Annotated in this window: 26 protein-coding genes and 2 pseudogenes; 15 read left to right on the top strand and 13 right to left on the bottom strand. The window is 67.0% G+C overall.

From position 1 onward, the window contains the following. Window positions 1–61 precede the first annotated feature (61 nt). The gene (locus ACIA73_RS38190) at window positions 62–2,746 is read right to left on the bottom strand and encodes an ATP/GTP-binding protein (RefSeq protein WP_399443588.1); all 2,685 of its coding nucleotides are present in this window, start codon (window positions 2,744–2,746) and stop codon (window positions 62–64) included. A gap of 190 nt (window positions 2,747–2,936) precedes the next feature. Between ACIA73_RS38190 and ACIA73_RS38195 the strand changes: the two genes are divergently transcribed. Continuing rightward, a complete protein-coding gene (locus tag ACIA73_RS38195) occupies window positions 2,937–3,242 on the top strand; it encodes a hypothetical protein (RefSeq protein ID WP_399443589.1) in 306 nt (101 codons plus the stop codon). Here the strand turns inward: ACIA73_RS38195 and ACIA73_RS38200 are convergent. Then, window positions 3,206–5,071, bottom strand: a complete 1,866-nt coding sequence (locus ACIA73_RS38200) for a zeta toxin family protein (RefSeq protein ID WP_399443590.1) — start codon at window positions 5,069–5,071, stop codon at window positions 3,206–3,208. The two genes, ACIA73_RS38195 and ACIA73_RS38200, sit on opposite strands and share 37 nt — an antisense overlap. A gap of 1,120 nt (window positions 5,072–6,191) precedes the next feature. Here ACIA73_RS38200 and ACIA73_RS38205 point away from each other — a divergent pair. Then, complete coding sequence (locus tag ACIA73_RS38205; protein ID WP_399443630.1) at window positions 6,192–6,401, top strand: hypothetical protein; 210 nt, start codon at window positions 6,192–6,194, stop codon at window positions 6,399–6,401. After that, entirely contained in the window at window positions 6,398–7,135 is a 738-nt protein-coding gene (locus ACIA73_RS38210) for a restriction endonuclease (RefSeq protein WP_399443591.1), read from the top strand. Before ACIA73_RS38205 ends, ACIA73_RS38210 begins: the two co-directional genes overlap by 4 nt. Window positions 7,136–7,295: 160 nt before the next feature. On the opposite strand, the gene ACIA73_RS38215 is transcribed toward ACIA73_RS38210, so the two are convergent. Further along, the gene (locus tag ACIA73_RS38215) at window positions 7,296–7,808 is read right to left on the bottom strand and encodes a GntR family transcriptional regulator (protein ID WP_399443592.1); all 513 of its coding nucleotides are present in this window, start codon (window positions 7,806–7,808) and stop codon (window positions 7,296–7,298) included. A gap of 319 nt (window positions 7,809–8,127) precedes the next feature. On the opposite strand from ACIA73_RS38215, the gene ACIA73_RS38220 reads away from it, so the two are divergent. The 3 genes from ACIA73_RS38220 to ACIA73_RS38230 all read left to right on the top strand — a co-directional run bounded on the left by ACIA73_RS38220 (window position 8,128) and on the right by ACIA73_RS38230 (window position 11,598). Beyond that, complete coding sequence (locus ACIA73_RS38220; protein WP_399443593.1) at window positions 8,128–8,988, top strand: hypothetical protein; 861 nt, start codon at window positions 8,128–8,130, stop codon at window positions 8,986–8,988. A 551-nt stretch (window positions 8,989–9,539) separates the two neighbouring features. Beyond that, window positions 9,540–11,087, top strand: a complete 1,548-nt coding sequence (locus ACIA73_RS38225) for a phage/plasmid primase, P4 family (RefSeq protein ID WP_399443594.1) — start codon at window positions 9,540–9,542, stop codon at window positions 11,085–11,087. A gap of 127 nt (window positions 11,088–11,214) precedes the next feature. Next, window positions 11,215–11,598, top strand: a complete 384-nt coding sequence (locus tag ACIA73_RS38230) for a DUF6009 family protein (protein ID WP_399443595.1) — start codon at window positions 11,215–11,217, stop codon at window positions 11,596–11,598. Window positions 11,599–11,788: 190 nt separating this feature from the next. Here ACIA73_RS38230 and ACIA73_RS38235 read toward each other — a convergent pair whose 3' ends face one another. From ACIA73_RS38235 to ACIA73_RS38280, 10 genes are all read right to left on the bottom strand, one after another. After that, window positions 11,789–12,409 (bottom strand): hypothetical protein, encoded by a 621-nt coding sequence (locus ACIA73_RS38235; RefSeq protein ID WP_399443596.1) that lies wholly within the window; start codon window positions 12,407–12,409, stop codon window positions 11,789–11,791. After that, window positions 12,406–12,780, bottom strand: a complete 375-nt coding sequence (locus ACIA73_RS38240; protein ID WP_399443597.1) for a hypothetical protein — start codon at window positions 12,778–12,780, stop codon at window positions 12,406–12,408. The genes ACIA73_RS38235 and ACIA73_RS38240 overlap by 4 nt, the downstream gene beginning before the upstream one ends. A gap of 127 nt (window positions 12,781–12,907) precedes the next feature. Then, window positions 12,908–13,195, bottom strand: coding sequence for a hypothetical protein (locus ACIA73_RS38245; protein WP_399443598.1), 288 nt, complete (start codon window positions 13,193–13,195; stop codon window positions 12,908–12,910). Between the two features lie 46 nt (window positions 13,196–13,241). Then, on the bottom strand, window positions 13,242–13,493 hold the full coding sequence (locus tag ACIA73_RS38250; RefSeq protein WP_399443599.1) for a hypothetical protein: 252 nt from the start codon (window positions 13,491–13,493) through the stop codon (window positions 13,242–13,244). Further along, the gene (locus tag ACIA73_RS38255; RefSeq protein ID WP_399443600.1) at window positions 13,493–13,834 is read right to left on the bottom strand and encodes an EamA family transporter; all 342 of its coding nucleotides are present in this window, start codon (window positions 13,832–13,834) and stop codon (window positions 13,493–13,495) included. The genes ACIA73_RS38250 and ACIA73_RS38255 overlap by 1 nt, the downstream gene beginning before the upstream one ends. Window positions 13,835–13,985: 151 nt before the next feature. Then, the gene (locus ACIA73_RS38260; protein WP_399443601.1) at window positions 13,986–14,702 is read right to left on the bottom strand and encodes an ABC transporter permease; all 717 of its coding nucleotides are present in this window, start codon (window positions 14,700–14,702) and stop codon (window positions 13,986–13,988) included. A gap of 32 nt (window positions 14,703–14,734) precedes the next feature. Continuing rightward, window positions 14,735–15,478, bottom strand: a complete 744-nt coding sequence (locus ACIA73_RS38265; protein ID WP_399443602.1) for an ABC transporter ATP-binding protein — start codon at window positions 15,476–15,478, stop codon at window positions 14,735–14,737. Between the two features lie 48 nt (window positions 15,479–15,526). Further along, window positions 15,527–15,964, bottom strand: a complete 438-nt coding sequence (acpS, locus tag ACIA73_RS38270; protein ID WP_399443603.1) for a holo-ACP synthase — start codon at window positions 15,962–15,964, stop codon at window positions 15,527–15,529. A gap of 22 nt (window positions 15,965–15,986) precedes the next feature. Then, complete coding sequence (locus ACIA73_RS38275; protein ID WP_399443604.1) at window positions 15,987–16,238, bottom strand: acyl carrier protein; 252 nt, start codon at window positions 16,236–16,238, stop codon at window positions 15,987–15,989. 25 nt (window positions 16,239–16,263) lie between these two features. Next, complete coding sequence (locus ACIA73_RS38280) at window positions 16,264–17,715, bottom strand: class I adenylate-forming enzyme family protein (protein ID WP_399443605.1); 1,452 nt, start codon at window positions 17,713–17,715, stop codon at window positions 16,264–16,266. 294 nt (window positions 17,716–18,009) lie between these two features. Here ACIA73_RS38280 and ACIA73_RS38285 point away from each other — a divergent pair, with 294 nt between their 5' ends. From ACIA73_RS38285 to ACIA73_RS38325, 9 genes and pseudogenes are all read left to right on the top strand, one after another. Further along, on the top strand, window positions 18,010–18,387 hold the full coding sequence (locus tag ACIA73_RS38285) for a hypothetical protein (RefSeq protein ID WP_399443606.1): 378 nt from the start codon (window positions 18,010–18,012) through the stop codon (window positions 18,385–18,387). A 67-nt stretch (window positions 18,388–18,454) separates the two neighbouring features. Next, window positions 18,455–19,447: a ferritin-like domain-containing protein gene (locus tag ACIA73_RS38290; protein WP_399443607.1), complete on the top strand. Its 993-nt coding sequence runs from the start codon at window positions 18,455–18,457 to the stop codon at window positions 19,445–19,447. Beyond that, window positions 19,444–21,417 carry an AMP-binding protein gene (locus tag ACIA73_RS38295; protein WP_399443608.1) on the top strand — a complete coding sequence of 658 codons (1,974 nt, stop codon included), beginning with the start codon at window positions 19,444–19,446 and terminating at the stop codon, window positions 21,415–21,417. Before ACIA73_RS38290 ends, ACIA73_RS38295 begins: the two co-directional genes overlap by 4 nt. Window positions 21,418–21,547: 130 nt before the next feature. Further along, window positions 21,548–22,498, top strand: coding sequence for a 3-oxoacyl-[acyl-carrier-protein] synthase III C-terminal domain-containing protein (locus tag ACIA73_RS38300; RefSeq protein WP_399443609.1), 951 nt, complete (start codon window positions 21,548–21,550; stop codon window positions 22,496–22,498). Then, a complete protein-coding gene (locus ACIA73_RS38305) occupies window positions 22,498–23,265 on the top strand; it encodes a hypothetical protein (protein ID WP_399443610.1) in 768 nt (255 codons plus the stop codon). The genes ACIA73_RS38300 and ACIA73_RS38305 overlap by 1 nt, the downstream gene beginning before the upstream one ends. A gap of 10 nt (window positions 23,266–23,275) precedes the next feature. Then, a complete protein-coding gene (locus ACIA73_RS38310) occupies window positions 23,276–24,781 on the top strand; it encodes an amino acid adenylation domain-containing protein (protein WP_399443611.1) in 1,506 nt (501 codons plus the stop codon). Between the two features lie 157 nt (window positions 24,782–24,938). Then, a pseudogene (locus ACIA73_RS38315) lies at window positions 24,939–25,265 on the top strand (transposase); the annotation flags it as partial. A 104-nt stretch (window positions 25,266–25,369) separates the two neighbouring features. Further along, complete coding sequence (locus ACIA73_RS38320) at window positions 25,370–25,885, top strand: hypothetical protein (protein ID WP_399443631.1); 516 nt, start codon at window positions 25,370–25,372, stop codon at window positions 25,883–25,885. A gap of 6 nt (window positions 25,886–25,891) precedes the next feature. Beyond that, window positions 25,892–26,026: pseudogene (locus tag ACIA73_RS38325) on the top strand (winged helix-turn-helix domain-containing protein); the annotation flags it as partial. Window positions 26,027–26,031 lie beyond the last annotated feature (5 nt).

Consider the following 26,031-nt stretch of genomic DNA (forward strand, 5'->3'; position numbering starts at 1 on the left):
CGTTCTGTCCGTGATGGGCTGAACCGGCCCGGGCGGCTGGACGCCCGGACCGATGCCGTGGTCACAGCGCATTCTGCAGGGTGTTGTGGCGGGTAGTGACCAGGCTGCGCCATCGTCGCCGCGTGTGCTGGGCACCGTCGATCCAGCGTGCCGGGGAGGCTTCGTCGAGGGGCAGGGCGGCCATGAAGGCGGCGATGTCGCTGTAGTAGGCGAAGTCGCCGTCGCGGGTGTTCTCGCGGAGCCGGGCGATGGTCGCTGTTACCTGGTCCTGGTCGCCTTGGACGGCGTGGTGGAAGGCGAGGGCCAGGTCGAGGGCGAGTTCGGCGTACGTCACGCCCGCTGCGGTGATCTCGGCGCGCAATGCCTGACCGCGGTCGTCGATGTCGGTGTCGGTGCGGCCGGCGTCGCGGGCGAGCGCCGCGATATGTGTGATCAGGGTGGTGACGCGCAGGTCCACACCGGCCAGCAGCTGTTCGGCGAGGGCGAGTTCGCTGTCGGCGACGGACGGGTCGGTGAAGGCCAGGGCGAAGGCGCGGTGGGCCTGGCTGTTGCCGCGTTCACCGGTGACGCCGTGGGTGTCGGCTTCGTCGCGTGCGGCGGCGTACGCGACGGCGGCGCGGTCCATGTCTGCGTGGAGCCACCAGATGTCGCCCTGGACACGGTGGTGTCGGCCTTCCCAGCCCAGGGTGCGGGCGGTGGTGAGGGCGGTGGGGAAGTCGCCGGCCATGCGGGCGAGATGGGCGAGTCCGCGGCGGGCGGCGGGGGCGAGGCGGCCCTGGCCATCGGCGACGGTCTGCATGCCGGTGCGGGAGGCCGGGCTGTCTCCGAGGTCGCGGTGGGCCTTGGCCCGGTAGTACAGGGCCATGTGCTGCAGGTCGTCGGGGAGCAGGTGGCTGTCGATGACCGTGGTGAGGCGGGCGGCGGTGTGCGAGCGGTGCTGGTGCTGGCGGCGGGCGAGTGCGCTGAGGAGTTCGACCAGGGCGTCGGCGGCCGTCTCCAGCTGCACCGGGCTGGCCGGGTGAGGGGCGGGCGGGGCGAGCGGCTCCCACACCGAGTCGCCGACGTACATCCAGGCGGCGTCGGCGAGCCAGCCGAGGGCGAGGCGGAAGTCGCGGGCCAGGATCAGGCCCTGGCGCAGGCAGCCGATCAGGAGCCGGCGGCCGGGCCTGGTGTGTTGCTGCCACTGGGTGCCGAGCGCGGTCAGGGCGCGGTCGGCTGCCTGTGCCCAGTCGGCGGCGGTCCAGGCGTCGTCGGTGGCGTCGTCGGCGGTGCGCAACGTGGTGCGGATCAGGGCGTGCAGGTAGTACGGCCACAATCCGAAGGGGTTGTCGCGGACGAACGGGCGCTCGATGAGCCGTCGGGCGGCGCTCTCGTGGAGGAGCGCGGCGGCGGAGACGGCAAGGGTGGTATCGAAGGCGTCGAAGAGGGAGGCGGCCCGCAGGACGTGCCGTTCCTGCGGGGTGAGGTCCTGGAGGGTGCGGGAGATCAGGGCGGGGAAGCCGCCGTCGAAGTCGGCGGGGACGGGGATGCGGCCGGTGCGGCGGATTTCCAGGACCCGCATCACCGCGAGGTCGAGGTACAGGGGCAGCCCGTGCGAGCGGGCGGCGATCTGCTCGCGCAGTGCCGCAGGAAGGAGCGGCTGTCCCGCGGAGGTGGTGAGGCGGTGGGCGAGGTAGTCCTCGCAGTCCTCACTGCTGAAGTCCCCGACGAGGACCTGCCGCCCCCGGGAGGTGCCGGTTGCGGGGCGGGGGAGCGGAATGTCGTGGGCGGCGAGGCCGGGCCACGCCACCGGGCCCGTCCAGTCGAGCTGCCCTTCCAGGGCGGGGTCGGCCCACTGGAGCCGGGAGCGGCCGGTGATGACGAAGAAGGCGTTGGGCATCAGCCACACCAGGCGTTGCAGCAGGCGCTCCAGGTCGCGGTGGGTGCGGTCACCGACATCCTCGAACGTGTCGAGCAGGACGACCGGCAGCACCCTTTTGTCGGCGGGGAGCTGGGAGAGCTCGAAGGCGAGCAGGTGCGGGTAGTAGGAGAGGGCGTCCAGGTCGGCCTCCGCCTCCAGGAGGTCGGCGAGCCGGGCGCACCCGGCCAGCGCCCGCACGGACTGGCGACGCTCGCGCAGCGCCCCGACCAGCGAGCCTGTGACCTGGCCGACGACCGTGCCGACCGTGCCAGGCAGCAGCAGCGCCTGCGCGACGTCGGACATGGCGGACTGCATCTGCTGCGGCAGGTTCTTCCCGACCTTCGAGGCAAGCGTGCTGCGCCGCAGGTACTCCTCCAGCGGCTCCCCGGGGTGCTGGCGCTCCCAGTAGCGGCGCAGCGCGATGTCGAAGGCGGGCAGGGGGTGTCCGAGTTCGGCGAGCGCGAGGCGGATCGTGAGGATGACGCGTTCGAAGTCGGTGCCGGCGGACCGGGCGAGGTCGATCCGGACGGGCAGGATCTGCCACCCCGCGGGCCACACGGGCTCGCCCCACTGCGCCGGGCGGTCCGCGGCGTCCTTCAGCGTGGCCTCCAGCTTGCGGGAGAGCACGGTCTTCCCGATACCGCCGACGCCGTGGAAGGTCAGGACATTGCGGCGCGGTGCCTCGAAGTCATCAACCCTGAAGCCGGGCTGAGCCAGGTCGTGCAGGTGCTCGGTGAGCGCGGCCGCGACCAGTTGCCACTGGCCCTGCCGGTTCGTGAATGCCTCCCCGGCCGTGAAGTTCCGGTCGTTCGAACCGAACAGCGCTCGCAGATCCCGCCCTGCCATGCCCACCCCCGTGTGTGATCACCGGACTCCAACCTATGTGCGACCCGCAGCAGTTGGGCAGCCACTGCCGGTATCGGGTCTGGTACGCCGCTCTTCCCGGGACTGTGTCGGCACGTGTTGCCTTGGCGGGTTCGTCCCCGCACGCCGAAAATGATCTTTCTTTGCCCGTCGGAACCGGAAGGCACCTCTGATGAACAGCTCGAACCCCCACGGCCCCACACCTGAGCGCGAATCCGGCACCGGTTCCGGTGTGCCGGACCCGGTCAGCATTGAGGCCGCCCTGGAGATGGTGGTCCAGGTGACCGCCGCATACCGGCGGCAGCTCCACACCGAGCGCCAGGCCCTCGCACCGGACCAGGAGCGTCTGGCCGCCCTGGCAGAGTCTGTGCGGGAAGCCCAGGTCGACCAGCGGGCCCTGGAGGAGGCCGACGACGCCGAAATCGCGCGCATCGCCGCACGCTACGAGGCGGCCTTCAAGGACCTCTCCGGCCAGTAGGCCGCCTCGGGGGCAGACGGGACGGGCCCGGGCAGCGCCGCCAGCACCCTGCCCGCGGCGACCCCGCGGGCCTCTACGCGGGGCATCAGCAGGGCGGCGAGCTGGAGGGTTTCCTCTAGTTCGGCCCGGTACTGCGGCAGGGCCCGGCGCAGGTGCTCGTGGATGTCCAGGAAGCGGGCGGCCTCGTCGGCGCTGTAGGGGCGCAGCCGTTCCTCCACCAGCGCCCGTACCCCGGTGGGCTGGTGCAGCCACCGGCCGTCCGGGGTGCGGGTGTTGTGGTGCAGGGCGGTGGTGTCGCGCCGTACGACCCGCACCTCGTCGACGACCGGCCCCGAGCTGTCGTCTTCGGCGGCGGCGAGGGCGTCGGTGGTCGCGGCGAAGCACTGGTCGTGTCCGCCGGTGGCGGTGTAGCGGGCGGGCAGGCCGCGCGCGCTGACCTCGGCGCAGCGGGCGGCGGTGCCCTGACGGCTGTCGGCCGCCCGCACCGCGAGCACCACCAGCTCGACCTCGTACCCGGCCCGGCGGTGCAGGGCGGCCCCGGCCAGGAACTGCTCGGCGTCGCCCGGTGCGATCTCGATGACCATGTCCCCGCGCCGCTCGCGCACATGTGCTTCGGCCTGTGCCTGCCACGCCTTGTAGTCGGCGCGTATCCGGGCCCCTGCCGTACGTGGCTCCTCCTGCAGCAGCCGCAGGTAGTCCGGATGCATCGCCTTGAACCGGTCGGCGACGATCCGCACCGGACGGCGTCCCTGACCGCGCAGTTCCCGCTGCACGAGCCGGGCGGCACGGGTCTTGCCCGCCCCGGGCTGCCCCATCACGTAGACGGCCCGGGGCCGCTCCTGGGCAAGGACGTCGTCCAGGTAGCCGGGCACGATCAGGTTCTCGAAGGTCCACGCGTGTTCGGCGGGGGACAGCCGGTGGTAGTTGACGCCGGGTGCCGTGCGGGTCGCCTGGGCGCGGCGGCGCAGGGGTTCGGCGAGTGCCGCGGCCCGGGCGACGTCCCGCTGGACCGCGAGGCGGCTGTCCTCGGGGAGCGGGGCTGTGTGCAGCAGGCGCTCGCTCAGCGCAAGGTCCTGCAGAAACTGAGACGTCTCGCGGGCAGTCCACGGCCGCCCCTGTTCCGTGGCCACCGCCTGCGCGGCCGCGGGCCGGCGGCGCCAGGTGCCCTCGACGGTCAGCTCGTTGTCGTACAGCAGGGCGCAGTCCCGCCGCACCACGGGCATCCGGTGGGCGAGCTGCTCGTCCTCGACCACCGTCAGGTTGTGCAGGAGCCGCTGAGCGCAGGTGTCGAGGTTGTCCCAGCTCACGAACCGCCCACCCTGCTGGTGGAGGGCGCCGTCGAGGAAGCGGGCGAGGATGCCGGACTGGCAGTGGGCGAGCGAGGCGGCGACGGTGACGAGTTCAAGGCGGGTGCCGTCCCTGCGGGCCGCCGCTGCTGCGGCCCGCAGGTCTTCTACGTCGGCGTCGGTCAGGGCGGTTTCGATCACCGCGTCGAGGCGGTGGGACCGTGCGTGCGCCAGGACAGCCGCCTGCCAGCGGCGGGTGTCGGCCCGCACCCGAGCACCGGCGGTACGGACATCGTCGGCGAGGGCTGCCGCGTAGTGCGGGTGGGCGCTTTTGTAGAGGTCGCTGCAGATCCGGACGGCCCCGCCCCGCTGGTCAAGAGATGTCTGCACCAGGTCCGCGACCGCGGTCTTGCCGCTGCCCGGCGGGCCGGCGACGTAGATGTGCACCGGCTGGTCCTGGCGGACCGCTCTTGCTGTCCAGGTCGGCAGAATGCGCCGGGCAAGGATGCTGTTGCCCCCGAAAGCGGCAAGGCGATCCCGCACTGGCACTCCAAGCAGTCGTCGTGTGGTTGTCTGCGCTGCTTCCCAACGGTCGCTCAGACGGAGTTGAGGACATCAACTCCCCTTGATCATAAGGGAGTTGGGTCAAAGAATCTTGAGAGACTCCTTTGTGTGCGAAAAACGCACGGCGCGAGCCGTTGGGCCTGCGGACGGCGATCGGCGCACTGGTCACCGAGTGGGCGTGGGAGATCCCGGCCGCCGGCGCCACCCTGCGCGAGCGGTGGGCGGCCATCGCCCCGGACTTCGCCGGGCACGTCGCCGGAGCGGGCGCCGAAGACCCGCCTGGAGCGGACCCGCGTCATCGCGGCTGTCAACAAGGCAGCGGGCCGCACCGTCGTACGTATCCTGCGGGGGCTTCGGTGGAACGGCGCACCCAGATGAGGCGCGAGCTCAGCGCCCGCGCATTCCCGGCACCGGACCCGGCGGCAACGGACCCGCTCACGGAGACCCGGCTCCAGCGACGCCGCCAGGCCGCGGCGGCCGCGCTGCGTCGGGCGAGCTGCCCGTCAGCCGGGCGTCGCCATGCTGCTCCCGCAACGGTCGTGGCTCCGCTCCACAGTATGACCACATCGATCATGCGCGGGGGCGTCCGAATTCTCGATCCCCTGAGCCTGGCCTCCGGATTGGAGAGGAAACTCCTTCAGCCATTTGGCCAGGGCTGCTGACTGCGGGAGCAGTTGACCGAGATCCCGCGATGCCTGCTCGATCTTGGCGTGGAGTACTGCCGCGAGGGTTTCAACGGTCTGCTGGAGTTCTTGGAGAAGGTGCCGTTGCTGGTCTGCTCCCCTCGACTGGGGCTGTCAGGTCTCTTTTCAGTTTGGGCGCCAGGCGACGGAGCGCTTCCTTCTGCCCTCGGACAGGGGTGCGGGACTTCGGTGGTGCTGACGGCTACGGGTGGGCGGATGGAGAGGGCGGGCGGTCAACACGGCCTGCGCGAGGTCAATTCCTTCGGCATCGGCCCCGGGCTCGCGAAGTGTCCGGGGGGGTATTGAGACGCCCGACATATGACTTTGTGCCATTTCCCGTCAACTCACCGTCACAACGCGCTTCGTCTCACTAGACAGAGGGGCAGAGGTGGACAGTTCTGGGGGAGGGCCTGGTGATTCTGACCATCAACCTTGCGGTGCTGCTTGCTGTCGTCGTGTTCTTCCGGCTCAAACGGCGCACTCAGGCCCGCAGCCGGGTCGAGGAACGAAACACCGCTCTGATCGTGCTGGTCCTGGGCATCCTGATCGCGCCCACCCCGGTCGGGCAGGGCATCGGGGACTTCCTGAAGCAGCTCGCGCAGTCCATCGCACAGAGCACCCAGTGAGTACTCCCGCCCGCCGCCGACGACGACGGCCGACACGCAAACGAGGGGCCGGTTCACGGCCGCGGCCGCGCACGTCCGGCAAACGGCGCCAGCGGGAGAACGACCAGCTGATCGGTGTCGTCGTGGCCGGGTTCGTGGGCGTGGGCCTGGTGGTGTCGGCCGTCAACTGGCTGCTGGCGAACTGGTGGATTCTCGTCGTCCTGGGAGTGGCGGCGGCGGGAGCCGGGGGCTTCTGGCTGCACCAGAGGCAGCAGCGGGCCCGTTGGGACGCCGTGCAGGCGCGGGCGCTGCGGTACGCGATGCCCCAGCTGGATGCGCTGCACCACTCCCGGTTCGAGGACGCGGTGCGGGACCTGATGTTCCGCGACGGATGCCGGGACGCAGTCCGGGTGGGCGGCGGCGGGGACCAGGGCGCCGACGTGAAGGCCACCGACCCCTACGGCAGGCTGTGGGTCATTCAGTGCAAACACCGTCGCCAGGGCCTCGCCGGTTCCGCCGTCGGCACACCCGACCTCCAGGTCCTCAACGGCACCGCGCGCCCGGTCCACCACGCCGACGTTGCGGTCATCGTGACCAACGGGCGAGTGACCGCGCCCGCAGTGGCCTTCGCCCAGCAGCAGCGGCTCCACGTCGTCGAGCACCACACCCTCGCCGCCTGGGCTTCCGGCTCCCGACCCCTGTGGGATCTGCTTCCCGCCGTGCCCCGGCCGCGCAAACCCGGCGCCCTCTCCTGAGCCCCTGGCATGCCGATCGGTATGAACGGGGCAACGGTCCGGCGGCAGCATCGGCTCCAGGAGATGGGCACCGCCGGGCGACATCCGGTCCGGTGCCGCTGGGGACCGGGGTCTGAAGCGCTCCGCAGTCGACACCTCGCTCCGTGCGCTGCGCTGACGGTCATGGGTGTTGGGCGCTGGGGTGCCGGGTGAGGGTGTAGCCGATTTCGAAGGTCTCGGCTGACATACGGGTGTCATTGATTTCAAGAATGGTGCTGTCGGGGCCCGTAGTGGTGCGGGTGATCCGCAGGAGCGGGACCCCTTCGAGGAGGTGGAGGCGCTCACTTTCGGTGGGGGTAGGCATGCGGGCGCTGACAGCCTCTTCCCAGGACAGCGGGCTGTGGCCCATCCGTTCAAGGAGCTCGTAGATGCCTCCGGGGCCGGTGTCCTTCTGCGCGAGCTGGGTGCCGCGGGCCAGGGAGGCGGGCAGGTAGCTGGTCGCCAGCTGGAGCGGGGCTCCGGTGGCCGGGTCGCCCATGAGGCGGTCGCGCACCAGCACGTCCTGCTGTTCGCCCTCGGGGAGCTCAAGGAGGGCGGCGATGTCGCGGGGGGCGGGGAGAAACTGCTGCGTGCCTGGAACTCGGTGCTCTCCAAAGAGAATCCGGCTGGGTACGCATGGACGGTACTGCGCCACTGCACCACGGACGCCGGCAAAGCGCGGGCCCGCCGCCCGGTGCCCTTTGACACCGCCGCCTTCCAGACAGAAGCCCTCCTCGCGGCCGTTAACCCGGTCGGCCAGTTAGAGGAGAGCCTGAACCTGTTCCACCACGTTCGCAGACTACCGCCGCGGCAGATGGACGTGATCCTGCTATTGCACGCACACGGCATGAGCGCGCCCAAGGTCGCCGAACATCTCGGCTCACCCCCGCGAGTGTGCGTTCCAACGCCCGGCACGCCATTCGCCGCCTGCGAGAACTGCTGCACCTGGACACCGAGAACGAAGGGACTGCTGGATGACCCCCCGCATCGAGGACCTCCTGAACCGGGCCCGCCTCGCCACCACCCCCTACCCCCAGCGCGACGTCGACGCCGCCGAAGCCCGCCTCGCCTCCCGCCTGCGCAACAACGCCCGACAGAGCGGCCCCACCGGGGGAGCCTCCCCCTCCGGGCGCCCGGAGGGGGAGGCCGCACGAGACCTGCGGATCCTGTGCGAGGCGGTCGCAGGCCACCCGGGCGCCCTGGACGAGCTGGAACTCGACGAGGACCGCGAAGAGTTCGCCACCGGAATGATGCCCGCCCCGGCCGGGGCCCGCGTCCTGGGGTGTCTGCTGTACCTGGCCCAGGAAGAAGAAGCCGCACAGTTCTGGTGGCAGTTCGCCGCCGGCGCCGAGGATCTCGCCGCCGCCTACTGCCTCTTCCTGCACCACCTGGCCCACGGCGAGGACAGCGCCGCCAAATTCTGGCTCGCCCAAGCCGCCACCCCCGACCCGGAGGAGGGGACCGTCAGCGCAGCACTCCGGATCCTGCGCCTGCTCAAAAAGGACCACCGCAACATCCCTGACCCGGTGGCCGAAGTCCTCGCTTACATGCCGGTTGCCCTCGCCTACGTCGACGACGACCTCGACCTGCCGCTTCCACAACCCGAGTTCAACGAACACATCCGCCTCCTCGCACTTCTCGCCAACGCCCGCCCCCGCGCTTGGACTCCACCTGCGAGGCCAACCCAAATACCCCGTCCCTGGCGAAGACGTCCCTCTGCCCACCTTCAACCTCATCCACTTCAACGCCCTGCACAGCGCCCTGCTCGGCTCTCAGCGCTGAGCCCAGCATCTCGACTGGCCTCAGCTTCGGTCCCGTTCGGTCCCGCCGACTAATGCATCACGAGCCCACGGGGCTGGCGGGACTCAATTTCCAGGTTGGGCACCGCAAAACGGTGTGGGGGCGGTCCGACGGGTCTGAGTCCCGTCGGGGGCGGTACGGGCTTCAGTCCCGCAGCAGGGAAAACTGCAGGTCAGCGGCCTAACCTCGTTTCCTGCGGGACTGACGGGACTCAAGCACGTAGTTATGAACTGTGTGGAGAAGATCCTCTTGTACGCGCCCGCGCGTCAGGAAAGGAAATGCAAGTGCAACTCATAACTGCACTGTTCAGGCCCGTCAGTCCCGCAGGCAGGAGCAACATGCCCCTGAACTGGTCTTTTCCCCTCACGGGACTGAACCCCCTGACCCTCTGCGGGTCTGAACGCCTCCGAGGCCCACCGCCCGGGCGGGACTCACGGGACTGAACAATTGCGACACGCCAAGGGCCTGCCGTCCCAGCCGTGACCATCCGATACGATCCCTTTCGCTATCCCGAAACCTCAGGCCCGTCAGTCCCGTTGATCCCGCTGCGGGGACTCCCGATCCGCTCCACCCTTTGAGGACGCTCATGAGCGCCAGTGCCGACGGCCGCTTCGACGCCGAACGCGCCGCGCAGGCGATGCGCAGCACCGACCTGCATGTGCTGGAGATGCAGCCGAACCTCCCAGCGCAGCAGGCCGAGGCCTCTGTCCCCGAGGGCGTGGACCTGCGCTGGATGCCGGACGCGCTCACCGACCGCGGGAACGCCAAACTGTTCGCCCGCCTCTTCGGCGAACGCTTCCGCTACGTCATCGGGATGGGCTGGCACAGCTGGGACGAGTACCGCTGGAAGCTCGTCGGAGGCATCGAGGAAGCGATGTGGGCCGCTGGCGACATGGCCGAAGGCATCCCTGCCAAGGACCCCCGCGGACTGTTCAGCGACCGCGAACTCTCAGCCCATCGCCGCCACACCGCCTCAACCTCAGGCCTCACCGCATTGCTGCGCCAGGCCCAGGGAGCTCCTGGCCTACGGCTCGATCCCAACAAGCTCGACGGCCACATCTATGCCCTGTGCACGCCGTCGGGCGTGGTGAACCTCAAGACGGGGGAGCTGCACAAGCCCAACCCGCTTACCGATATGCACTCCCGCGCAACGACGGTGGCCCCGATCGCGATGGACGTGCCGCGCTGGCACAGCTTCCTTGCTGACACCTTCGGCGAGGACGAGAAGGGGCTGGAGACGATCCGGTTCCTGCACCTGCTGCTCGGCTACTCGATCACTGGAGACGTGGGCGCGCAGGTCATGCCGTTCCTCTACGGCTCTGGCGCGAACGGCAAGTCGGTACTCCTGGAAGTTCTCACCAGCCTCCTCGGGGACTACGCGAACGCAGCCCCGCCGGGCTTCCTGATGGAGAAGGGCAAGTTTTCCGAGCACTCCACCGAGCTGACCGAACTCCACGGCCGGCGGATCGTGGTCTGCTCCGAACTCAAGCCCAACGACACCTTCAACGAAGCCAGGGTGAAGCTCCTGACCGGTGGCGACCGGATTACCGCCCGCCGGATGCGGCAGGACTTCTTCAACTTCACCCCCACCCATAAGCTGTGGCTGCTGGGCAACCACCGCCCCGAAGTTGGCACCGGTGGGCACGCCTTCTGGCGCCGCATGCGGATCATCCCGTTCGAGCGGCAGGTCCCCGACGCCCGCAAAATCGACAACCTGGCCGCGGAACTCGTCCGCGACGAAGGCCCCGGCATCCTGCACTGGCTCATCGAGGGTGCCACCCGCTACCTGGCCACCCGGGACCCTCTGGCCGGCCCGGCCTCCGTGAGGGTGGCTACCGCCGCATATCAGACCACCGAGGACCACGTCGGTCGCTTCCTCCAAGAATGCTGCCTCCAAGGGGACAGCACCGACCTGCGCGTCGAGCAGAAAGCCCTTTATGAGACCTACGGCCGCTGGTGCTCCGACGAGGGGATCCGGGCCTCCTCCAGCCGGGCCTTCGCCAGCCGGATCCGTCAGGAACTCGGACTTGCGTCCCCCGCCGATATGATCAAGAACAACGCGACGAAGTACTACCCCCGGCTCGCCCTGCTGGACCTCACTGCACAAGAGCCGCCCCGGGACAACGCCGGATGACCTCACGCGTTCTCCCATCGCCCTCTCATGCGACCTACCATGAGACCCGAGGGCACACCAGATCCCATCCTTGTCACACCCAGCCCCAGCACGGCCAACATCTGGCCCCCGACCTCCAGGAGACCTCGTGAGCGCGACGCCCAACGCAGGCGATCTCGTGCACGAGTCCGAGGTCGTATGGCTGGAAGACCCCGCAGACTTCGACTATGTCCGCCAGTCCCTCGACAAAGTTCCCACCCGCAGAGGCCGCCCCCGCTACGAACGGGACGGCCGACTCGTCGGATACGTCAACCTTCAGCCGAAGGCCAAACCGAGCGCGGACAGCGGTCTCTTCCCCCGCCGTACGTTCTACCTCCTCCCGCACGACCGCCCCAACCTCCCAGACGACCCCACGTGCCCCTACCGGGTGGGGTCACCGCTGGAAGCCGTCGACCCCGCGACCATCGCCCCGGGCGACCCTGGACGCAAAACGTCCCGCTCCCAGGCCACCGGCAGCGGCATAGTCGTGTAACCCCCGCCGCCTGGACACGCAGGTGCCCGACTCCTCTGTACGGCGGACGGTCCGCACACGGGGGTGTGCGGCCGACAACCATCCCGGCGGCTGGTGCGGGACGGCAGCGGGCCGGACGGCTACGCACCCGTCGCGATGGCCACGAGGAGCCCGAGCACCGGCATCGCGAGCATGACGAGGTAGCAGACCATCAGGGTCTTCCGCGACGGGATCCTGATCCTCGTGCGGGCCCCTCCTTCGCACGCTGCTGCGCGGCAGCCTCCTGGGCGGTCAGCCACAGGGCGGACAGCTGTGGGCCCTCGGCCTGCCGGTCCGTGGCGCGCTGCCGCACCGGCAGGCCGGGCACCTGCTGAGGGTCGGGGAGAGGCAGGGGCGGGGCGGGGGTGTCGCTCACGCGGGACTCCGGGGACGGCAGGACGGACGCGACCAGAACGGGCCCGCCGGCCGGGTCGCTGTGGACGCACCCGCAGCGGTCGGCGGGGACAGAGGTGGCGGGCGTCCCGATCTGTGCCGCCGAGAGGGTGCTTCCGGGGACGACGACGGCGACGCTGGCCACGTGTGGGGTGAGGTGGACGAAGACGACCATGGGGGAGGCCGGTGCGGCCGACTGGACGTGCTGCACGAGGTCGGAGGCGAGGGCCCCCAACTGGACGCAGGTGCTGGGGGCGACCCGCCAGGCCGTGGTCCTGATGATGACCTGGGTGCCCGCGATCTCCGCGCTGTCCGCGTCGTTCCCGATCAGCTTCCACGTCGCGTGCACCGACGGGATGACCCCCTGGAGCGGGACCGGGCACAGCACACCAGCACTCACGAGGGCGTCCCGCCGAGGGCGTCGAGCCCTTCGTACAGGTCCAGTACTAGACCGGCCCGCTCACACGCGCTCTCCACGCTGCTCTCCCAATCGTTCGCGACGATTGTTCTCCCCGTGGCGAGGAGCTGCTGCGCCGTCGGGCGCCGTACGTCGTCGGCACGCAGCGCGGGAAGGATCTTCTCGATCTCGCGCATCACCAGTGCGGCGTGATCCGTGAGCGTGCAGGCGTGCTGAGCCCAGTCCCCCCGGGACACTTCGGGCCTCGACGGCCGGGCACGAACCGCACGGGCGAGGGCGCAATAGCGGCCCCGGTCCAGCGGAATGCTGGAGGTCAGTTTCCCACGGGGGTCATACAGCAGGGTGTAGCTCATGAGTGGCCCTTCGCAGCTGCAGGTAGCCCCCGCAGACGAGCGGACCTTCTGCGCGGGATCTGGTGGTTCCTACGCTGTCAAGGCCGACCTCCCCCGTCATGGACACCGGAGTCCCACTTTCCCTGCCTCACAGTCGTCCACCTCGTCCGGGGATGTCCTCGCTGCGCAGGACAAAGTCACCGGCCAGCCCGTCCAGGAGGTGGCCCGAGCCGGTGAATCCGAGCGAGCGCATGCGGCGCAGGACTTGTCGGCACCGGGTGACCGCCTTGTAGCGACCGTCCACCGACAGGCTGCCCTGCTCCTGCAGGTAGGCCATCCGCTGCAGGACGTCGACGATGTCGGTGCGGCCGAGTCGCCGCAGATCCTGACCCTTGTCCAGGCGGTGAAGCCGCAGGCTCGCGGAGAGCCGTTCCAATTCGCGCAGGCCGGACTGGACGGGAAGTCTCCTGAATTCCGGTGATTCAGCGAGCGGTGGAGAGCGGGGAGCGGGAGCCGAACCGGACCCCGACCGAGCAGGGGACAGTGGGGGTCGACGTGTGCGCCGAGAGAAGCTGTTCGGCGTCCGTGCCGACGAGGACGATCTCGATGCGGTCCCCGCTGTCGGGATGGCCCTTGGCGCCGGGGACCAGGACGTGGAAGGAGACATGGCCCTCGTCGTCCACGGATCGGGTGACGGTCCCGTCCACGACGCCGGGTATCAGGGTGTTCCGCATCAGGAGCTCCTTGTCAGGGTGTCCGTACTCGCTGGCCGTACGAGTGTGGCGACCGCATTGGCGAGGCGCTTCCCGTACAGGCTGGTTATGAGTCCGAGAACGATCAGGGCGAGGCAGAGCAGCTTCGGCGTGGACAGCCGCTCGTCGAAGATCACAGCGGAGCCGAGCAGGCCGAAGACGGGGGCGAGCAGGGAGAGCGGTGCCACGGCGGAGACCGGGTACTCCTTGAGCAGCCAGTTCCACACGGCGTACGCGATGACCGTGTTCGGATAGGCCAGGACGAACAGCGGGATCGGGGCCTGCCCGCCGGGTCTGCGCTTCCGACGACCCCTGAAACACACAGAAGGCTCGAGTGCAGTTCTCAAAGCGGTGCCGGAAAGTGTTGTGGTAGGAAACCGGGACACCTATCACGATTTTCCGCGGCCCCCCGCCGCTACATCCTTAACGAGAACTCCTTGAGTTCCTGATCAATACGAGAGCAGACTCACGGTCTTACTCCCACCGGAATGCGAACATAGAGCCTGTTCCGGCAATGAGGGTCACCGCCAGGAGAACCAGAAAGTTGGTCATCGTGGGAGAGCCTCCGCTCCACGAGTTCACCATGGCCTCGTGCGCAGCCCCGAAGGGGGTGTAGGAGGCCACGGTGGCGAGCCAACCGGGGTATTCATTCCGATTGGAGAAGCCGCCGCCTGTTGCCATGAGGGCGAGGAAGCTCACCAGCCCGATCACGCTGGCCGTTCGGGGAGAGGCAGCGAGTGCCGCGATCAGCAAGCCGAGGGAGAACATGGCACAGAGTGTCAGGACGAAGGCCGTGATCACTCCTCCGGGGTTTCTGGGAGCCTCGATGCCGAAGGCGAGGAAACCCAGCGCGAGCGCCAGCGCCACACCCAACACCGTAACAATGAGCAGAATCAGGGCCTGGGCTACGAGGATCATCAACGGCTTGGCTGGCGTGACCGACACTCGGCGCAGAATTCCCATTCTGCGGTATTGTGCTATCCCGGACGGTACGTGCATCAAGCCGATGATGGTGACAATCATGACCGCGGAGAGGGGAACGATATAGGCATCCAGGGCGCTAAGTCCCTTGAACTCGGCGACGGGCTTCTGTGCGTCGTCCGCCATCCCGTTCATCGCGAGTATGATTAGGGGGAGTGCCAGTGGTAGGTAGAACCGCGAGCTTTCTCGGAGGGTCAGCCTGAATTCCATGACAGTAAACTGAGAAAGCGCAGAAATCCGATTCATTCTGCCACCTCGAAGTTCTTTCCAGTAAGTCGCAGGTAGGCGTCCTCAAGGGTGACATTGTCTCGCCCCAGAGCCTGCATGGCCGTGGCTCGCAGTTCGGCCGGGGTGTCACACGCGACGGTCCGGCCGGAATCGATGAGCGCGAGGCGGTCGCAGAGCCGCTCAGCTTCTTCCATGCTGTGCGTCACCAGGAGAACGGTGGTGCCTGAGGCTCGAACCGATTCGACCAACTCCCAGACGTGGCGGCGAGCTTGTGGGTCGAGGCCGGTGGTCAGCTCATCGAAAATGACGATCTGTGGTTGCCCGACGAGAGCCAGTGCAATCGACAAACGCTGCCGCTGTCCCCCTGAGAGGTTCTCGAAGTAGGCCCGCCTCTTGTCTGCGAGACCTACGTCGACAAGGAGCTTTTCGGGATCAGCGGGGTCGCGGTAGAAGGATGAGAAGATGCGGATCGCCTCCTCCACTCGGAGTTTCTCCGGGAGTTTGCATTCCTGCAGCTGTACGCCGAGGATTTCCCGCACCTTCGACCGTTGTGACTGTGGGTCGAGATCTGCGACACGGATTCGGCCGGCATCCTGCTTGCGGAGCCCGGCTATGCACTCAACAACTGTTGTCTTTCCCGCACCATTCGGACCGAGGATCCCAAAGATCTCGCCCTTCCTCACCGTCAGGCTCAAGTGGTTTATGGCCAGCGTGTCGCCGTATCGCTTGCGCAGCCCTTCCACTTCAACTGCCAGCATCTGAATCCCCTTGTATCTCTGTGTTGTTGAGACATATCCCGAATCACCCTAGGCGTCCGGAGCGACGAAGTCCAAGTCGCTTCGGAGTTCGGCATGCCGGCCAGATAAGCACTCATGTCCACCAATAGCGAAGGCGACAACCACCGTCGGCTGGTGAGAGATGGACACCTGCACCGTTCCGACCTCAATCTCTTCGGCTCGGGTACGGGCAAAATGATGCAGCAGGACATAGGGCTTCCCGCTGGGCAATGAACGCAACACTTCGATGTCGCGCCACTTCATTTTCCCCATGAACCCGATGCCGAGAACCTTTGCGATTGCCTCCTTTGCGCTGAATCTCCCCGCCAGGTATTCACTGGTCCGCTCGGGGCTGTAGGCGCTGATCGGTTCGAGCTCCCGCTCCGTGAAGATTGCACGGATCCACCGATCGTTAGCGGCTATGCGTTCGAACCGGGTCTTTTCGAGTATATCTACGCCGATTCTCATGAGCCCCTCCTATTCAGTGCCCCTATTGGTCGCATTTGTCGCGCTCGATCGCATCAGCGAGGAGAGTGAATGACTCCCATGCGTATACGTCCCGGGCGGAAATTTGCCAGCCATGCCGGCTAGCCGCCAGGGTGCACATATGTGTAGCCGCCAGTGAATCACCATATTCGAAGAAATTACGATGTGGATCACACTCGATCCCGAGCACTTCATGTGCAAGGCTCAGTAGCGTGAATATTATTTTCTCATCTGTGTGCACGCGCTCGGTCGGCATTACTTCCCGTCTTCTCTATGATTCTTTAAATACGACGCAAGAATCTCTCGATTTTTCCGGAGTGGGAGCGCGGAAGCGTTTCGACAACGTTGATGGTGAGAGGGATCTTGTACTGGGAGATCTTTCCGCGGCAATGCTCTCGCACCCTCTCGATGTCAGGAGGATTCTTCATGTCGGACGGGACCACCACCGCGTGGACGACGTCGCCCATCAGTGAATCTGGGCGCTTTACGACCACGGCCTCGGAAATTTCGGGGTGGGTCAGTAGTACGCTTTCGACTTCGCGCGTGCTGACGTTTGCTCCGCCCACTAGGATGACGTCGTTGAGGCGACCTGTGAGGTATAGGTAGCCGTCACTGTCCGTGTATCCAAGGTCGCCGACGCTGAGGAAGTCGTGGTTGTCCTTGCGTAGTCTCTGCGGCTCGTTACTCGTGAACACCTCGGTCCACTCGCTCCTCATGAACACCTCGCCGACTTCGCCTGGCGGCAATGCTCGGCCCTCTTCGTCGGCTATCAGTACTTGGTTGGACAGGAAGGGTCTGCCCACGGTGCCAGGGTGTGCCAGCCACTCATTGCCGTCGCAGATCGTCGTACCCACCGCCTGGGTGGAGCCGTAGGTCTCATGTACCCGGTTGCCTCCGAGCCGAGCGATCCATCGTCGCTTCACCTCCTCCGGGCATGGCGCTGAGGTGTGCAGCATGCCGGTCAGTGGCGAGCAGAGAGCGTCCCAGAGGTTCTGGTTGGCATCTATCAAAGCCATTTGATGGGGCGTCAGCTGACACCATGTCGGGGTGAAGCGGTCGATCGCCCGCTTCAGCGAGACTGGATCGAGTCTACGGGGCATCACCACATGGGAGCCGCCACCGATGCCAGCCATGCACATCATGAGCGGTGCCGCGTGGGTGAGCGGTCCGATGCAGAGCTGCACGGCGCCGGGGGACCAGCGGGCGTTCTCCATTAGTCGACGGGCACCGGTGAGCGCTGTACTCGGCCGGGGGCTGACGGGGAACAGGGTGGGCAGTCCTGTGGTGCCACCGGTCGGCAGATACCAGGTGATGCTCGGCTCCACGCCCTGAGGCGAGAACGCCGACCATGACGCGTCCGGCTCCAGCGCTGTGGCGAGTTCGGACTCACTCCATGGGAACGCCTCTTCTGCAACCTCACCCAGATCCTTGAAGAGGACCTGCTTCTCCGAATCGGTCGCCTGCGGAGGAATGATCATCGGCGTGCAGCCGAGCATCCACGACGCAAGGGTGGCCCGGATGAGGCCTTCGCCGTTGGGTAGCGCGATGAGGGTGTGCCGCCCTCGTTGCAGACCGGATGCCAGCGCGTAGCCGGCCGTCGCACTGGCCCTCTCGTAGAGCTGGCGGGTCGTATAGACGGCCCATTCCCCGGCAGCACTTTCCACGCTGAGCGCGGGGCGGTCGGGTGCCGTACGGGCCAGCGACATTAGGCGGCGTGGCTCCGTGGTCTGCAAGCGAAGCAAGGGTGGTCCACCAACTCGCAACTGGGTGTGGATGTCTCGATCGGCCGGGTTTCGGAACCCGGGTCAGGGCTTCTCGCGCCCTCGCGTGTCTGGGCGGTTGAAGTTTTGCCACAGTAATCCTTGCTGGGCTCACGACCGGTGTGATGGCGATTTCTCGCCATCACGCTTCCCAATCCTGCAGAGCCTCTCGATAATCCTGATTCAATCCCCTTGAGCGGAGCCAAACGCGGGATGCTCGGCACCTCGGAGCACTCCTCTTTCGAATCAGACTGAAATTGTGGGCAAGTGTGTACGGAGAAGAGAGGCTTCGAGATGAGCAGTGAAATCGAAGAGCAGGACGATAGTGTGGATTCCACGGTACGGAGCCTCATCCGGAAGTTGGTGGGCGAGCTTTCTCTCGTGACCGGATTTCCGGATGTTCGATCTGATCAAATACTGAGGGATGAATTGGGGTACGACTCGGTTCGTCAAGTCGAACTCACATTCCTTCTGGAAGAGCTCTTCGGGTTCGACTCGCTGGTAATCGAGGAGGCGCCTTTCATGGAGACCGTGGGTGACTTGGAGGATTTCACCCTGGATATGATTTCCCAGGGGCGTGCCAAGAATCCGTCGCAGAGTGATATCGACCGCGTCAGAGAGCTCATTCCGGCCCGATCAGAATGAACCACGAATTGCCGTGCTTGGTAGAGGGATGTATTTCACGCGACGGGTTCCGTGGTATTGAGACGGAATGCGAGAGAAGGTCAGAAGAATGCCGGATTTGACGGTCGCCGATAATCCGGCGGAGGTAGGCGACGCTGGAGTGCAGTTCGTGTGGGACTACGGAACCACGGACGAACGCCTACGGGCCCTGTACGAGAGGGGCAAGGCGGCCCAGTGGAATGCCGTTACGGACATCGACTGGGGCGCCGGTGTCGGCGTGCCGAGCCGAAGTGGCCCCCTCGGCACCCAGTCCCCTCTGGGGTGGAGCGAGAACTGCCCGGTACCGCGCGAGCAATGGGGAGCTTTCCACTGGGAGTTCCATTCCTGGATGACCAGTCAGTTCCTGCACGGCGAGCAGGGCGCGCTCCTGGCGACGAGCCGTCTCGTGACGATGGCTCCCGACATGGACACCAAAATGTTCGCGGCTGGCCAGGTCACCGATGAAGCGCGTCATGTTGAAGCGTACGCACGCTATGTCGAGCTACTCGGGAATAGCTACGAGATCAACCCGTCCCTCAAGCGGATGCTGGACACGGTGGTGGCCGAGAGCCGTTGGGACGTCGTCTTCCTCGGTATGCAGATCATCGTCGAAGGGCTGGCCCTGGCAGCCTTCAGACTCGAACATACTCGGTCGTTCGATCCCGTCATCGCCCAGCTCACGCGGCTCGTGGCCAAGGACGAGGCCCGGCATGTGGCGTTCGGCCTGCTGACACTCCAGGAGATCTATGGGGAGCTCACCTCTCGTGAGCGTGCCGAGCGGGAGGAGTTCGTCAAAGAGGCAGCGCTGCTCATGTCCCGCAGGTTCCGCTTGGGCGAAGTTTGGGCCCGCCTGGACGTGGACGTGGAGGCAGGCACCAACTACGCGCTGCAGGACCAGAAGATGATCGACTTTCGACGGCTGATGTTCACGAAGATTGTGACCTCGCTGGCGAAGGTGGGCCTTCTGACCCCAAGCGTACGTAGCCACCTGGAACAACTCGAACTTCTCCGTACGCTTCCTCCGAAAGTGAGGGCCTCGTGACGACGCCGGCTTTGCCCCCGCACATGATGTCCTGGCTTGAGGCCCCTCCGGCGGAGCACAGCCTGCGCTTCTCCGACGGACACGGGACCTGGACCTCGTACTCCTACAAGGCCATGGCGGAACAGGTGCGCCGCAACGCCCACCGGCTTCATCGCGAGGGCATCGGGTCCGGGGACGTCGTACTTCTCCTCGGACAAAACACGATCGGGTTCGTCACTTCCCTATTCGGAATCCTCCACGCCGGGGCGACACCTGCGATCGTGGCACCTGTTGCCCCTGACATGACGGTGAGTCGCCTGAAGAGCGTGATCGACTCCGTGGGTCCCGCCGCCCTCCTGGCGACGGCCGACCACGCGCCGATCCTTGAGGGCGTCGCCCGCTCGATCGGCCTCCGGGTATTGGCCGAATCGACGGACGGCCCGATGGACGATAGTGGACCCGAACAGCCCGAAGCCGCGCTAATCCAGTTCAGCTCGGGCTCGACCAGCGACCCTCGCGGGGTTCAGATTCCATGGTCGGCGCTGAACACCCACGTCTTCGGCATCCATGAGTGGCTGTCTATAGATGAGGATTCGCGGGTGGTGTCCTGGTTGCCGTTCTACCACGACATGGGGCTCGTGGGCTGTCTACTGATGCCCCTGGCCATCGGGGGATCGGCGTCGTTCATGCCCCCGCAAGAGTTCATCGGTCACCCACTGCGATGGCTCCGGGAGATCTCGGAGAGCGGCGGAACAGCGTGCGCCATTGCCGCATTCTCCTTGAGCCACATCCTGCGGCGGGTGCGCCCGGAGCAGCTAGAGGGGCTCGACCTCAGCAGCATGCGGAGCATGATCATCGGTGCCGAGCGGATCGCCCCGGATGTCCTGAGCGCGTTCCACCAGCTGCTCGCCCCCACCGGCCTGGCCCATGATGCCCTTCTACCCGCTTACGGCCTGGCCGAGGCAACCCTCGCAGTCACGGGTATCAGACCGGACTCCGACGAGATCCACACTCAGCTTGTGGACACCAGCACCCTGGAGATAGGCAAGTCTGTACCGTTCCACGCCGCCGAATCTCCCTCGGCTGCCCGGCTGGTCTCCTGCGGTAGGCCATTGACCGGGATCGGGGTAGACATTCTGGACGCCGATGGCGGCCCGCTACCGGAGGGGACATTCGGCGAGATCGCCGTACGCGGGTACTCGCTCGCGACGGGATACCGGAAGGGCGGACTCACCGCCTTCGGTGACCGGCATGCCACGGGGGATATGGGATTCGTGGTCGACAACGAGCTCTACGTCGTAGGCCGTGCCGGCGACAGCGTAAAGCAGAACGGACGCCCGTTGTTCGCGGAGGACGTCCAGGTCATGGCCGCTGCAGTATCCCCCAAGCCGCAGCGGACCGTTGCCCTGCTCGGCGCGCTGTCGGGTGCCAACGCTGCTGTCATCGTCGTGGAGGACTGCACTGAGGGTGAGGCGTGCGTGGTGGGGAGCTCTGTGGCATCCCGGCTACCGGGGCTGCGCGTCATAGTCCTGCTCGTCCCGCACGGCACGCTCCAGCGCACGACGAGCGGCAAACCTAGGCGCCGGGCCATGTGGCAGGAGCTCGTGATGTCCGACGACACGGCCTCTCGAACGGTCTGGGACTCCCTCGACCCCAGCGTGCGGTCTGCGGACCGCTCGACGGCCAATCTCCGAATCAGCTCAGACGCTGTCGAAGAGAGGAATCCCTTGAAACGCGCTGACATCGTTGAACAGATACGGGTTGCCCTCTGTTCGGCGCTGGGCCGTGAGGTGACCGAACTATCCGAGACCACATCCCTCTTCGAGGACCTGGCCGTGGATTCGTCCAGCGTGCTGGAGCTGTTGCTGACACTGGAGGAATTGGTCGGGCTGGAGATCGATCCAGAAGCGCTGGAACCGGAGATCTTCGAAACGGTCGGCAGCCTTGCCGACTACGTCGAGTCCGATCTCGCCAAGACGACCCGGGTCTGACGCAGTGCCGCGCCCTAGAGAGGCCCGCATGCCCGTTACCCCGTCATCGGACACCGAGCATGGAATAGCCGGGCGCGGAGCAGTTGGACTCTCCCGCGTCTCAGTACGTCTTCCCCGGGGCAGCGAATCGGTGGACCGCATCCTGGAGCGGGCCGGTTCCAGCCTGCTGGAGCGACGGATGTTCGCGAAGTTCCATGGTCTGCGCGACAGCCCAACCCTGGCCCCGGACGAGTCCATGGAGGAACTCCTCGTCGGGGCCGGGCGCGACGCTCTTGGAGGGCGTCGCGCCGACGTCGTTCTCTACGGACACTCGCAGAGCGTGCAGGGATTCGCGTGCGGCCCCGGGTTCGCCCAGCGTCTGCGGGGCAGTCTCGGCTTGGCAGACGCGGGGTTCTACGGAGTGTCCCAGATCAACTGCGTCTCTGTGCTGCGCGCCCTGGAAATGGCCCGCAGCTACCACTCCAGGCCGGCCGCCCGGCCCGGTGAACGGGTCCTTGTGCTCGGCGGGGACCACGGCAGCGTCGCCGACGCAGCACGGATAGTGCCGCGCGTGACGGTCGCTGGCGATGCCGCTGTGGCCGTCGTCGTGCACAGCTCTGACGTGAACGACGTCCCTCGGTACCGCTACCTGTCGGGTGGCGCGCTGCGGGACGGCCGCTTCCACCGGACTCTCCGGATGACGCCCAAGGAACTGTCCCTCTTCTCCCAAAGCTGCGTGGGCCACCTGGTTACGGCCATGCGAGAAGCCGTGGACGGGGCAGGGATCGGCTTTCCAGACATCGACTGGATCATGCCAGACCTTTCTAGTGCCCTGTTCTGGCGCAACTTCTGCCGAGAAACTGGCATCCAGCAAGAACGGATCTGCCTTGACCTGTTGCCGGAGCGGGGCCATAACAACGGAGTCGACGCGCTCTCTGCGCTCCAGCACGCCGACATGACCGGCCAGCTCCAGCCTGGCGACCGCATCGCGCTTGTCGCGCTCGGGCCGGGTGCCTACTTCCAGGTCGTGCTCGTCGAATTTACGCCGGAGTCGTCCGTAGACCTCAGCTGGGAATCTGCCCCCGAGGAAAGCACGGAATAGTGACCAATCTTTACGTGGATGCCCTCGCGATTACAGTTCGTTCGCTCCCTCGGCTCAAACCCGCGACCGCGATGCACCGCACGCACCAGCAACGGCAGGTCGCGCACCTCGTCGCTATGCGGCACGGTGTACCAGAAGCGCGGATCAAGGTGCGACAGCCTGCGGATGACGATCCCGCGGACGCGGGCGACTTCCTCATCACCCAACGGGCCCTAGCCGCACTCGGCCCACCGCCAGAGCAACCGCACACGCTCTACCTCGTGCGCTCCGGCCCCCTGCTCGATCCGATGGTGGCCCCTCTGACGGCCACGGTGCACACCATGGGCTGGCCCGGCGATGAGGTCGGCATCAGTCACCTGGAGGAGCAGGGCGGCACCCTCGTGTTCGACATGCTGGCGTGGGCGGTCCCCACGGACGCCGGGGCGACGGTCATCATCGTCGACGACCCGGCCTACGTGGACGACACGATCGAGAAGCCGGCGTTCGCTGCCGTCGCCCTGAGGCTCGCACCCACGGGCGCCCTGCGGATCCTTGCCTGTGACGAGGGGAGACCACCCCTTGGACCGAAGCCCGAGCCGTACGCGCACGTTTTCTCCGGTACAGGCCCCTGCGACGCGTGGCTTGAACTGTATGCGGCCTTGGAATCCGGTGCGGTCGAGCGAGGCGAAAGCGCTCTGCTTCAGACCGTGGGCAGGGAGAGGCAGGGCTGGGTTCACGTCGAGGCGGTCCGGCCGGATCTACTGCACATGACCGATGTCCGAATCTAGGAGTGACGTTATGGTGACGGATCAATCCCCCCAGCGACTGCTATATGAAGGCTTCTTGCGAAGCCTCGAACGAGGCGAAGAGGCCGAAGCGCTGCGCATCGGCGCGCAACGCATCACTTACCGGCGCCTGCACGACCGCGCGCTGGCCCTCGCCGGCAGCCTGGTGTCGGCCGCCCCGCGACCACTGCGTCGGGTGGGAGTGCTCGCGGCCCGCAGCGAGGATGCGTACGCGGGACTGCTGGCCGCGCTCTATACCGGTGCAGCCGTGGTGCCGCTCAACCCGGCTTTCCCGGCGGAACGGCTCCGGTACATGGTGACCGCCGCTTCACTCGACGGCCTGGTTGTCGACGAGAGGGGCCAGCAGTCCCTGGCCGCGCTCGCCGACGTGCTGGATGGTGTCGGGGTGGTGACCGAACCCGTCGGCCCTGCGTTGGAGGAACCGGTCCCCTCCTCGCCAGCGGATATCGCCTACATCCTCTTCACGTCCGGATCCAGCGGACGGCCCAAGGGCGTGCCGGTGCCGCACGCAAGCGTGGTCGCATACCTCCGTCACGTCCAGGACCGGTACCCCTTCACCCCCGATGATGTGTTCTCCCAGACGTACGACCTGACCTTCGACCTCGCCATGTTCGACCTCTTCGTCGGATGGGGTAGCGGCGGTACCGTGGTCAGCGTGCCGCCGCACGCCTACGTGTCCCTTCCCGAGTTCGTCGCCAGGCACGGCATCACCGTCTGGTTCTCCACCCCCCGGATGATCTCCCTGGCCCGCCAGGCACGGGGCATGGAGCCCGACTCCTTCCCGAGTTTGCGGTGGAGCCTGTTCTGTGGCGAACCCCTGCTGGTGGCGGACGCGGCCCAATGGCAGGACGCCGCGCCGCGGTCGAGCATGGAGAACCTCTACGGTCCGACGGAGTTGACCATCTCGTGCACCGCGCACCGATTCGACCCAGCGACGTCGCCGGGGCGTGCGGTGAACGGCATCGTCCCCATAGGAACCATCCACCCGGATCACCGGTACCTGCTGCTCGGCGCGGACGAAGACGTCGATGGCACCGGCGAGCTGTGCGTGACCGGGGACCAGATGTTCCCCGGCTACCTCGACCCGTCTGACGATGCCGACCGATTTGTGGATCACGACGGGGAGCGCTGGTACCGAACGGGCGACCTGGTCCGGCACACCGAGGGCGGAGAACTGGTGTACATCGGACGGCGTGACCACCAGGTCAGCATCGGCGGCGTACGAGTGGAGCTGGCGGAGATCGAGTCTGGGCTGCGACGCCTACCCAAAGTGCGGGATGCCGTAGCAGTGGCCGCCGATGGCCGGCTGGTGGCGTTCTACGTAGGAGAGGAACAGCCGAGTTCCGTCCTTCTGGCGGAACTCGGATCTTTCCTTCCGCGCTACATGATTCCGCGTCACTTCGTGTACCTTGACGAGCTGCCGCTCAACGCTAACCGCAAGACCGACCGACTCGCACTCGGCGCCCGCGCCCGCTCCCTGCTGCAATCGGGCACCTGACCTCAAACGATATGGGGTGGCTGACAGGGCTGGCCGTCCGTGTGGGGAGCCCTCTCGCCGATCAGGCGGCAGGGTGTGGGTGTGGGTGTGGTGTGACCAGGCGGTCGCTTCGGCGTAGTGAGCGCGGGTTTTAGAAGAAGGGCACCAAGCCGGTCGGGTGGCCTTCCAGCACTGCGGTCTGACCGGGGACGTCCGTAACTTCCAGACCATGGTGATGCTCAGCTACGCCACCAGCGTCGGGCACGTCTTCCTCGACCGCCGCCTGTACCTGCCCGAGGAATGGACTGCCGACCGGGCACGCTGCCGGGAGGCCGGCATCCCCGACGAGACCGGGTTCGCGACCAAGCCCGAGCTGGCCATCGCCATGCTCACCGACGCCCTGGCCGCACGGGTTCCCTTCGCCTGGGTGCTGGCCGATTCCGGCTACGGCCGCGACCCCAGGCTGCGGGCCTTCTGCCACCACAACGCCCTGCCCTACGTGCTGGGCGTTCCCGTCGTTCTCCCGCTGGACGGTCCGCCGGGCAAGCCCCGCACCCCAACCGGCGCGGCAAAAACGGTGAACTCCACCGCGAGATCGCCTACTTCCTCGTGCACGCTCCGGACGGCACCACCGCCTCCGAGATCATCGCCAGGGCGGGCGGCCGCTGGCAGGTCGAGGAGGACAGCGAGATCAACAAGCAACTTGTCGGCCTGGCCCAGTACCAGGTGCGTAAATGGACGCCCTGGCATCGGCATGTCACCGCCTGCATGCTCGCCACCGCCTTCCTCGCCGTCCAGCGCGCCGCCTTCCCCGAACCCGAACCGGAGCCGGACGAGAGCCCCGCCCCAAAAAAGACCAGGCCACGACCGGGAGCAAGATCATCGGCCGATCCCCGGGCCGCTGCTGCGGCCCTCCGTCCACACCATCCGACACTGCCTGGCCGCCACACACCTCACCTCGTCAAGACCATCCTGACCTGCGAGTCCAGGCGGCGCCTCCACCAAACCCGCGCTCTCGTCAGTCACTACCGACGACGCTGCCACCCGCGCCCGCCCCACCTACACGCCTGGTCCCGTCACCAGCCGATACCACCGATCACCGACCCTCAAGATCTCCTGCTGTAGTACCCGTTGCGCATTCGCCTCGACCGGGCGTTGATCACCGCGCAGACGGCCACGGCCACCCAGCTCGCCGAGATTGTGGACGAGCCGGTCTCGCTGGTCAGTTACCACCTGCGCAAGCTCGCCGAGTACGGGTGTGTCAAATTGAC

The organism is Streptomyces sp. NPDC051561 (assembly GCF_044454195.1).
Taxonomy (GTDB): Bacteria; Actinomycetota; Actinomycetes; order Streptomycetales; family Streptomycetaceae; genus Streptomyces.